Source organism: Microcoleus sp. w1-18aA5 (assembly GCF_036701705.1).
Taxonomy (GTDB): Bacteria; Cyanobacteriota; Cyanobacteriia; order Cyanobacteriales; family Microcoleaceae; genus Microcoleus.
The window spans coordinates 1-8,877 of the sequence record NZ_JAUPTE010000131.1 but is presented as its reverse complement, the minus strand read 5'-3'; the positions used below and the strand labels follow the sequence as shown (position 1 = coordinate 8,877).

General features: G+C 42.7%; 5 protein-coding genes, 1 pseudogene and 1 riboswitch. Of the genes and pseudogenes, 3 read left to right on the top strand and 3 right to left on the bottom strand.

Features of this window, described 5'->3' with window-relative positions; genetic code table 11:
* Positions 1–93 precede the first annotated feature (93 nt).
* Positions 94–182: riboswitch (Fluoride riboswitch) on the top strand.
* A gap of 91 nt (positions 183–273) precedes the next feature.
* Together Q5691_RS26865 and Q5691_RS26860 are read left to right on the top strand one after the other, a co-directional pair.
* A complete protein-coding gene (locus Q5691_RS26865) occupies positions 274–1,899 on the top strand; it encodes a cation:proton antiporter (RefSeq protein ID WP_333348202.1) in 1,626 nt (541 codons plus the stop codon).
* A 148-nt stretch (positions 1,900–2,047) separates the two neighbouring features.
* Positions 2,048–3,364, top strand: a complete 1,317-nt coding sequence (locus Q5691_RS26860; protein ID WP_333348198.1) for a voltage-gated chloride channel family protein — start codon at positions 2,048–2,050, stop codon at positions 3,362–3,364.
* A 466-nt stretch (positions 3,365–3,830) separates the two neighbouring features.
* Here the strand turns inward: Q5691_RS26860 and Q5691_RS26855 are convergent, their stop codons facing one another.
* From Q5691_RS26855 to Q5691_RS26845, 3 genes and pseudogenes are all read right to left on the bottom strand, one after another.
* Complete coding sequence (locus Q5691_RS26855) at positions 3,831–4,640, bottom strand: SDR family oxidoreductase (RefSeq protein WP_333348195.1); 810 nt, start codon at positions 4,638–4,640, stop codon at positions 3,831–3,833.
* A 420-nt stretch (positions 4,641–5,060) separates the two neighbouring features.
* Positions 5,061–5,333 (bottom strand): hypothetical protein, encoded by a 273-nt coding sequence (locus Q5691_RS26850; protein WP_333152057.1) that lies wholly within the window; start codon positions 5,331–5,333, stop codon positions 5,061–5,063.
* A 760-nt stretch (positions 5,334–6,093) separates the two neighbouring features.
* A pseudogene (locus tag Q5691_RS26845) lies at positions 6,094–6,321 on the bottom strand (hypothetical protein); the annotation flags it as partial.
* 977 nt (positions 6,322–7,298) lie between these two features.
* On the opposite strand from Q5691_RS26845, the gene Q5691_RS26840 reads away from it, so the two are divergent.
* A complete protein-coding gene (locus tag Q5691_RS26840; RefSeq protein WP_333216068.1) occupies positions 7,299–8,669 on the top strand; it encodes a condensation domain-containing protein in 1,371 nt (456 codons plus the stop codon).
* Positions 8,670–8,877 lie beyond the last annotated feature (208 nt).

Sequence of the window (8,877 nt, the reverse complement as noted above, 5' to 3'; positions counted from 1 at the left end):
ATATAAAACACTGGTAGTCTAAAGGCTACAACTGCGTTTCATACCCTGCGGGAAAGACCGGGGTTCTCACGCGACGCGCTATAGTGGTATAAAAGTAATGATGGCGATGGAGCTCGCCGAAACCGCCCTGCGTTATTAATAATCTTCATAACGTTTAAAAGGCTGATGGCTCCTACTGTTCCGACTTGTGGCGGAAGGGTAGGATGGTGCGGATGCCTCGATCGATCTTTCCCCTACAAGTCACGTTTATCCATTCAGCTTCAAGGTGGCGTGATGTTAGAAAGTATGATCTGGATTTTATTAATGGGCTTTTTTGTCGGGCAGATTGCTCGACGGCTGAAAGCTCCAGCACTCGTAGGTATGGTGCTGGTGGGCATTTTATTAGGCCCGCAACTGGGGAATGTCATTAGCCCAGAGGTTTTGGCCGCTGCGAATTCCCTTCGCACCATTGCCGTGATGGTGATTTTGATGAAGGCGGGATTAGGACTAGATCGCGAAAAACTATCCCAACAGGGAACCGTGGCGCTGCGATTAGGCTTTCTGCCAGCAGCTTGCGAGGCCATCGCCATTGCTGTCGCCGCGATGTGGTTACTTCAGTTTGATTTTTTGACGGGGCTACTGCTAGGGTGCATCATTGGCGCGGAATCTCCAGCAGTAATTGTTCCCGGAATGCTTCGGTTAAAAAGTCTAGGTTGGGGAGTAAAAAAAGGAATTCCCGATGCTATTCTGACGGGAAGTGCCTTGTCAGATGTATTGCTGTTGCTGGTGTTTAGCCTACTGCTAGCTTTTCTGTCCCAAGGGAAAGCTACAGCCATTACCTTACTGAGAGGAATCACCCTCAGCCCTCTGCAATTGCTGCCATTTCAAATCATCATCCAAATTACCTTGGGGGTGCTGTTGGGATGGGTGACTGCTCGAATTTTGGTGTCACTATTAGTCAACCAAAACTGGACTCAAACTGCGGTTCAGGACTCCCTAGTGGCTGCTGGCTTTGCCCTAGGGCTGGTAGTATCAGCCGAACATATTCCGGTTTTCTCTGGCTATTTAGCTGTCATGGCGGCGGGGTTTTTCCTGATAGAGTTGGATGCGCCTTTAGCACGAAGATTGCGGGGTGGCTTTGACAGTTTGTGGACGATCGCCGAAATTATTTTGTTTGTGCTGCTGGGAGCCAGTATTCAACTTAATGTATTAGGCAATACCTTGCTGGTTGGTCTGTTGGTGTTGGCGATCGGGACTCTGATTGGGCGATCGCTCGGTTGGTATCTTTCCACTTTAGGTAGTAATTGGACTGGGAAAGAACGGCTGTTTTTGCTAGCAGGAAATTCCGCTAAGGCAACGGTACAGGCGGCGATTGGGGCGATTCCCCTAGCTCAGGGCATTGCTGGTGGCGAGACGATTTTGGCGATCGCAGCCCTCTCAATTTTAGTAACAGCTCCCTTGGGTGCTTGGGCAATTCCCACTTTTGCCCCCAAACTATTAGAAAAAGGCGAAGTAGACCCGACAAAAGTAGCTATTTCCGGTCGTCCAGTTTTTCTCGCCGCAGTAGACGCTTCCCCCCTAACAACAGATGTTTTAACTAAAGCTGCAGACTTAGCTCGGCGCAGTGATGGGGATGTGATTGTTTTGTATGTAGACAATGTGGGATCTCAAAGCACAAACTTACAATTACAAAAACAAGCACAACGAATATTATCAGATATTCGCTATGAGTTCCTGAGTCTTTCTGGTACAGTTCCAGAGGAGATTATCCGCGTGGCGCAAGCTCGGCAAGTGGCATATATTGCGATCGGGAAACGAGGGCATCAACCTTGGGAACAAGTGCTAGTAGGTTCAGTTTCTCAAGCCGTCTTAGAAAGCAGTTCTATTCCTGTCATCTTGGTAGAATCTAGTTACAAGTAATACCAAGTATGGGTTTTATATCCCCTTGATCCTCTTCTCCCCTCTCTGTGTCCTCTGTGCCCTATGCGGTTCATAATCAAGGCGGTAATTAACGCAGATTTTGGCTCGCTCGCAACGAGCCTAACTTTACCCCAAAGAATCATTTCTTATGAAACGTCTCCCTCAATTTGAGCAGTTCACCATCATTCCGCAACTCAGCAAGTGGTTCATTATTTCTTGTATAGTTGGTATGCTTTCCGGTCTTGGTTCCGCCGCTCTCCTCGCATCTTTAGAATGGGCAACCAATTGGCGAGAATCTCATTTATGGGCGATCGCCTTACTACCCCTAGGTGGATTCTTCAGCGGTTGGATTTATCATAAATATGGCAAAAAAGTTGAAGCCGGAAATAATCTTTTACTCGAAGAGATTCATCATCCCCAAAGTATTATTCCCTTACGAATGGCTCCTATGGTGCTGTTAGGGACAGATTTAACCCATTTATTTGGAGGTTCAGCAGGTCGAGAAGGGACAGCCCTACAAATTGTGGCATCTCTTGCCGATCAGTTGACTAAAATATTCTACTTTAAACCCAGGGAGCGCCGAATTTTATTAATGGCGGGGATTAGTGGAGGATTTGCTTCGGTTTTTGGAACTCCCTTAGCTGGAACTATCTTTGGTTTAGAAGTTTTAGCGATTGGTACGATTAAGCATAATCCTCTTTTTCCCTGTTTAGTTGCAGCAGTTGTGGGCGATCGCATTACCTTAAATCTGGGGTTGCATCATACGGCATACCGCCACGCTCCGCTTGTACCAATGATAACTCCAATAGGGCTAATTTCTGCAATTATAGCTGGCATAATTTTCGGCATTGTAGCGATGATTTTTGCGAAACTAACTCATCAAATTAGCCACTTCTTTAAAGCCCAGATATCCTACCCTCCTTTACGTCCGGCAATTGGCGGTGTTATTGTGGCCTTGACTGTTGGGGCGATCGGCTCAACTAAGTATATTGGTCTTGGTATTCCTACCATTGTCGATGCGTTTTATACTCAGTTACCACCTTGGGATTTTGCGGCAAAAATAGGTTTAACGGCGTTGACATTAGGGGCTGGTTTTAAGGGCGGTGAAGTTACTCCTCTATTTTTTATTGGCGCCACATTAGGTAATGCTTTGTCATTAATCTTGGCATTACCAGCACCTTTATTAGCGGGCATGGGATTTGTGGCAGTTTTTGGCGGCGCTGCAAATACACCGATCGCTGCTACTTTAATGGGAATTGAACTTTTTGGACTAGAATCTGGGGTGTTTGTGGCGATCGCTTGTGTGATGAGCTACCTTTTTTCAGGTCATGCGGGCATCTATAGCTCACAGCGTCTTGGCGCTGGAAAATACCATTTTATGCCCACGAAAAAAGGGCAAAAGTGGAAAAATTTCCCCCCGGAAATCGCTCCAAAATCAGAATCAAATGTCAACACAATTAATTAATTAATTTCATGACTTACATTAATAGCAGAAACTATTGATTGCTGGATCGTATTCACGCCAGCGCGATCGATGATTCTTCTGTGTTAATTTCATCACCTAAATGAATTATTGGATTTTTATGCAGCAAGATACCACTACTTGACATTTTTGCTGTATAACTCCTCCGCAATACCTTCCTGGCTGCCACGTTCAATCATATCTGCATGACACCTTAGTGCGTTTTAGTCTAGTGTCCGGTGAGTAAAGAAAGCGATCACCAAAGAAAATCCTTGTTTAGGTAAAATGACCAAGAATTTCTTGATGGTACCCGCCACGTGATTTATCCATGGAATCAATCCAAAAGCTAAAATCTAAAATCCTCAAGCCCCTGAATTTATCCGTGGGTCAATCCAAAATCTAAAATCTAAAATCTAAAATCGAATGACAGCGATCGCCTATTTCCTCCACATAGTTTCTCCCAGTTAATTTAGGCAGACCAAGATTCGCGAAAGTCAGCATAGAGGGTCAATCCACCATCTATATAGAGCGTTTGTCCCGTAATGTAAGCCGCTTCATCTGATGCGAGAAAGGCAACAGATGCCGCCATTTCCTCCGATCTGCCTGCCCGTCCCATTGGGATATGGCTTTCCACTACTGCCTTTTGTTCTGGATTGTCCGTCCAGCTTTCATTAATCGGTGTAATTGTTGCACCGGGCGCAATAGCATTGACGCGGATGCCTCGGTTTGCGTATTCCAACGCTAGGGTTTTCGTTAAATTTCCCATGCCGCCTTTGCTGATGGAATAGCTGATATACATCGGGCGGGGAATGATTTCATGCACACTCGAAATATTGATAATCACCCCAGAGCGCTGCTGCTCTAACAGATGCTTAATGGTTTCCCGCGCACACAAATATGCGCCCCGTAAATTGACTGCAATCACGCGATCGAATTCATCGGTTGGCACTTCATGGGATGCGGTTTCTGTTTGAATCCCAGCATTATTAATTAGGATATCCAGACTACCAAATTTATCAATGACAGTATTCACCATACGAAGGATGTCGTCTTCTTTGGAGACATCTCCCTGAACTAATAGGGTTTCAACCCCGCATTCCGATGCTTGTCCACAGGCTTTTTGCAGAGCAATTTCTTCAGTATCTTCTGCCTCTTCTAAGCTTTTGCGATAGTTAACGGCAATGTTGCAACCTTCTTGGGCGAGACGAATGGCGATCGCCTGCCCAATGCCTGAACTCGCTCCAGTAATGAGTGCATTTTTTCCCTTTAAACCTTTCATAATTGCTCTCCCAGAGACTTAAAACAAAATATCTTAACCGAAACCTCAAGCCAACTAGCTTCTACATCAACCAGAAGGTTGTTCTGTCTTTTCGCCACGCATTTCATCAATCTTCAGAAAACTGATCACCATGCCCGCGATCGGGAGGGAGCATCTCATATTTGTAAAAACACTTATTCGGGATCTTTCCTTCTTCCTCTTTCCCCGCAGCAAGAGAGCCTCAAAACTCCTGCCTCAAAACTCCAATTTCTAGCTGGGCTGCTTTCATTGAGATGCTCCCAGTGCTAAGCTGTTGTGCATTTAAACTGAATGTCACAAAACAATCCCCTTGGGTGGGGTGGGCGTCCCGCCCGCCCAGAATATGCAATTTAAATGCGTGACAGCTTATATACCTTCTTGATTTGATTTATGCTTACCTAATTATTGAAGTTTCCCCGCAATTAGACCAACCAGCACAATCAGACCTAATGCTCTACGAAAGTAATTAACGCCTTGAAATAATTCTTCCCAAGCCCAAGTAAACAAAGATCCAAAGGCGACTAGCTCCAATCCTAGATTAACTTTTCCTGTTGTAACAATGAGCGTTAATAAACTAGCTATAATCCCGACACTCAGTGGTAGATTTGGCATCTGAGCTATAACAATTTGGCCTTCGCTGTCGCGGAATGTGCGATCGAACAATGTGTTTTCCATGAGTTTATCGTGTCAATGTAATAAATAGAACCAGGTTAATATTCAATAGTGCGGGCTTTTTTGGGAACGATACTACAAGCTTTAGAGGGCAAGGAACATAAAAAAGTCGAATTAAATGCAAGTCAGGAGTGGAGATGACATTGATTTAATTACCCACCGGGGCTCAAAGTCATAGAGAATTAGCCATTGGGTTATAGAAAAATAGTCCGCACTATTGAACAGTGCAATATAGGATTTATCCTGGATCAACTTTTTTGGGATTCCCTGTCATGAATTTATTCGGCTTGTTTTTCCATTATTTTAAGTAGTTTTATGTGAGTGGCTAGAGGGTATTGCTATAGTAAATTTCCCAAAATCAAAAATCATCTCTCGCTTGGAAGAGTTTAGAGTAAAATGTGATCTATAATTGGACAGACATCATCGTTTCTCTAGTATCGCATCGAGAGCGATCGACCTCATGCTCAAATCCAAGGTTAGCAATTCACAGGTCTCAACCTTTTCGTCAAGCAGGATTGAACCTTGGCAGTGCAGTAATTTCGGTTGACACTGCTTGAATTGATTGTGTAGCCGCTATTTCTGATCGATCGCTCTCAGCATCCTGACTCACAAAAAATGTAGCCAGCGTTGCTGTCAAATAACCGCATAGGGCGATCGATTAGGAAGTTCGCTCAAACCCATAAATTCCAGCCGCGCCAATTAGAGTGACGATCGCTATCACATGATGCAAGAGGGGCAAACCGCGCATAGTGTCAGCCTATAATGGCTCAAAAGCTAGAGTGGCACTAAGGGCGACGGAACCGACCATATTAACCCAGAGAATCTGCACCGGCAAAATTGGCAAGGTGGTACCAGCCAAGATTCCCACCACTATGGTCATCGCCTCTCCACCGTTGACGGGTAGGATAAGCCCAATGGTTTTCAGCAGGTTGCCATAAACGGTGCATCCTTCTTCTACGGCGGCTTCAATGGAGGCAAAGTTATCATCTGAAGCACTCAATCGATCGGTAAACTCCCAAAAAAAAACTAGAGGCAATCGCACTACCATCACAACGGAATACGCTTAAAACAGCTTGCGATGATAAGTCTTTCAACTCGGTTGTCACCTCGTCAGCTAGGAGTAGAACCAGCAACTGGTTTATACTTTCAAGGAGTAAGATTCACGAAAACCCGACCATTAGCAGGGTTTGATCTTGCCTGTAAATAGAAACGCAACTATCAGGGATCTAAACTTAAAGACGCGCAAGTTTATTCTCACAGATTTAGGCTCGTTGTCACTAGAGAGCGATGGTTACAGCCAGCGCATGGCAATTGAATAAAGGTTCCGAAATGGTAAATCCCGATGTTACAATGCGGGAAGCAACTAGCTTAAGGAGAAGCCAAATCATTCAAATAATTTTGTTAATAACCATCGCCTAAACTTGTGCTGTACTTAAATGCGCTAAAATTCATAAAATGCCGATATCAAAATATGTATACCGCCCTCTCAATAACAGACAAAAAATATCGCAGACGGAGTACATGAAGGCGTTGGTTGAGATGGAGACCCCTGGGTCAATTATCTGGCTCAATATTCAGTAGATGTGCAAGAGTTAATGAACCTAACTCCAAATAAACTTTGCTTTTCTCAACAGGGTATACAACCTGCCACCCTTATTTAGTCTAGTTCCTAGGCCTCTTTGTCACACTCCCAGATGAGTCAGTTACAATAGTTCTAACACTTTGGGGTAAAATGGCTGGAATCGTAGATTTTTCCTGAGTTGTGACTTGGCTCAAACCCTAATTATGCCGGTGACAACCAAAAACTGTCCGAAGTATTGAGTGAGTTACACAAATGAAACTGTGAAATCAGGTATCAGAATTAATGAACCTGCGGTTGATGAAAAAACTAACTTACATACAACTCAATTTGGGATAATTGAGCAATTGCATAAATGTAGATAAACTTTGAAATTAGAGAAAATTAAAATGAAATCTTTCAGCAGAAAACTTGGTTTGGTAGAAATGTGGATGGCGCTAGGCCATGATCTGGGAGGTGGGCTAATTGTAAATGTTGTCTCTCTGGAAGGGATTTTAACACCGGATGTTGTTCAACAAGCTCTTGAATTAGTCCAACAGCGTCATCCCATGCTCCAAGTTTACATTGTTGAGTCTGAGGATGGATTATATTTTCAATCGACAGGCATAACAGAAATTCCCGTACAAGTTATCTACAAACAAGATGAAAATGAAGCAATTAAAATTGCTGAAAAAGAACTACATACAAAATTCACACCAGGGAAAAATCCTCTGTGTCGTTTAACTCTTTTGTATTCTCATCAACATCAAAATACCTGTGAAATGATTATTACCTTTCATCATGGAATTGTAGATGGCATATCATGTATGCGCTTTATTGATGATTTGTTATTTTATTGTCAGGCAATTAAAGAAGGAGAGAATATATCTCAAGTAGACTCACTAGAATTTCTTGCTCCCATAGAAAATGTACTTACTTATAATATTCCCACTCAACACCCAAGAGAAAATCCTCAACTCGCAAATGAACAACAAACTCTGCCACCACAATTAATTATTGAACATCAAGCATCCGCAAATGAACGTTTGACTCGGATGCTACCGCGAATGCTTAGTCAAGAAAAGACTAAGATACTAATTGATAAATGCAAACAAGAAAAAACCACTGTGCATGGTGCTATGTGTGCGGCAATGCTATTTGCTGCTGGTAAATTACTATCAATAGATACACAGGCAAATTTCTCCTATGGTTTACCTGTAAATTTGAGAAAATATTGTGAGCCTGAAATCACAGACCAAAATCTAGGTTGTTTTATATCTGTGCTGGGTTTTAATCAGTTAGTTGAGCCAAATACATCTTTTTGGGATTTAGCTAGAGAATGTAAATCCCGAATACATGATTCTTTAATTAGCGGTGTCCATATAACTAGACTACTACAAAGTAAATTACGTAATCTTGACATGGATACCATCAAGAAACTCGTTATTAAGTCTATAGTGAGTAAAGAAGATACTATGGGAAGAAATAATCTTTTTTCAATTTCCAATAGAGGCAAATTTAAATTTCGAGATCAAGCCGATAAGCTAAAGGTTAAGGAATTATACTTTGCGACTCCTCACCATATTAGTGGTGATTGTTTTTGGTTAGGTGTTCTCACGCTAAATGAGCAGTTATTTTGCAATTTTATTTATGTACAGCCTGTAATAAGCGATCGAACAGCACAGTTATTTGCTGATGATGTGATAACAGTCATAGAAAAAGTGTGTATCAATCAAAAGACGACTTTAACAAGGTTGTGTGAGTCAGTGACACAAAATTAAATCCTCTTTGTTTCGGAAAATTATTGGACAAATATCTAATTTTACTTTATAGTATATATGTCAAAAAAATGGAATAGTCAAATAATATGAACTGGGACAATAACTCAATTGTAATGTAAGGATTCAGGTCGGAAATTCGGGAATGAGATCAGGCCGAGCCAAGTCACAAGAATGGGCAGAAATAGCCTCACGGAAAAAAGCCATTACT

Excerpts from the sequence above, each read along its gene's own strand:
- Q5691_RS26865 (WP_333348202.1), top strand. The coding sequence starts at position 274 with ATGTTAGAAAGTATGATCTGGATTTTATTAATGGGCTTTTTTGTCGGG.
- Q5691_RS26860 (WP_333348198.1), top strand. The coding sequence starts at position 2,048 with ATGAAACGTCTCCCTCAATTTGAGCAGTTCACCATCATTCCGCAACTC.
- Q5691_RS26855 (WP_333348195.1), bottom strand. The coding sequence starts at position 4,640 with ATGAAAGGTTTAAAGGGAAAAAATGCACTCATTACTGGAGCGAGTTCA.
- Q5691_RS26850 (WP_333152057.1), bottom strand. The coding sequence starts at position 5,333 with ATGGAAAACACATTGTTCGATCGCACATTCCGCGACAGCGAAGGCCAA.
- Q5691_RS26840 (WP_333216068.1), top strand. The coding sequence starts at position 7,299 with ATGAAATCTTTCAGCAGAAAACTTGGTTTGGTAGAAATGTGGATGGCG.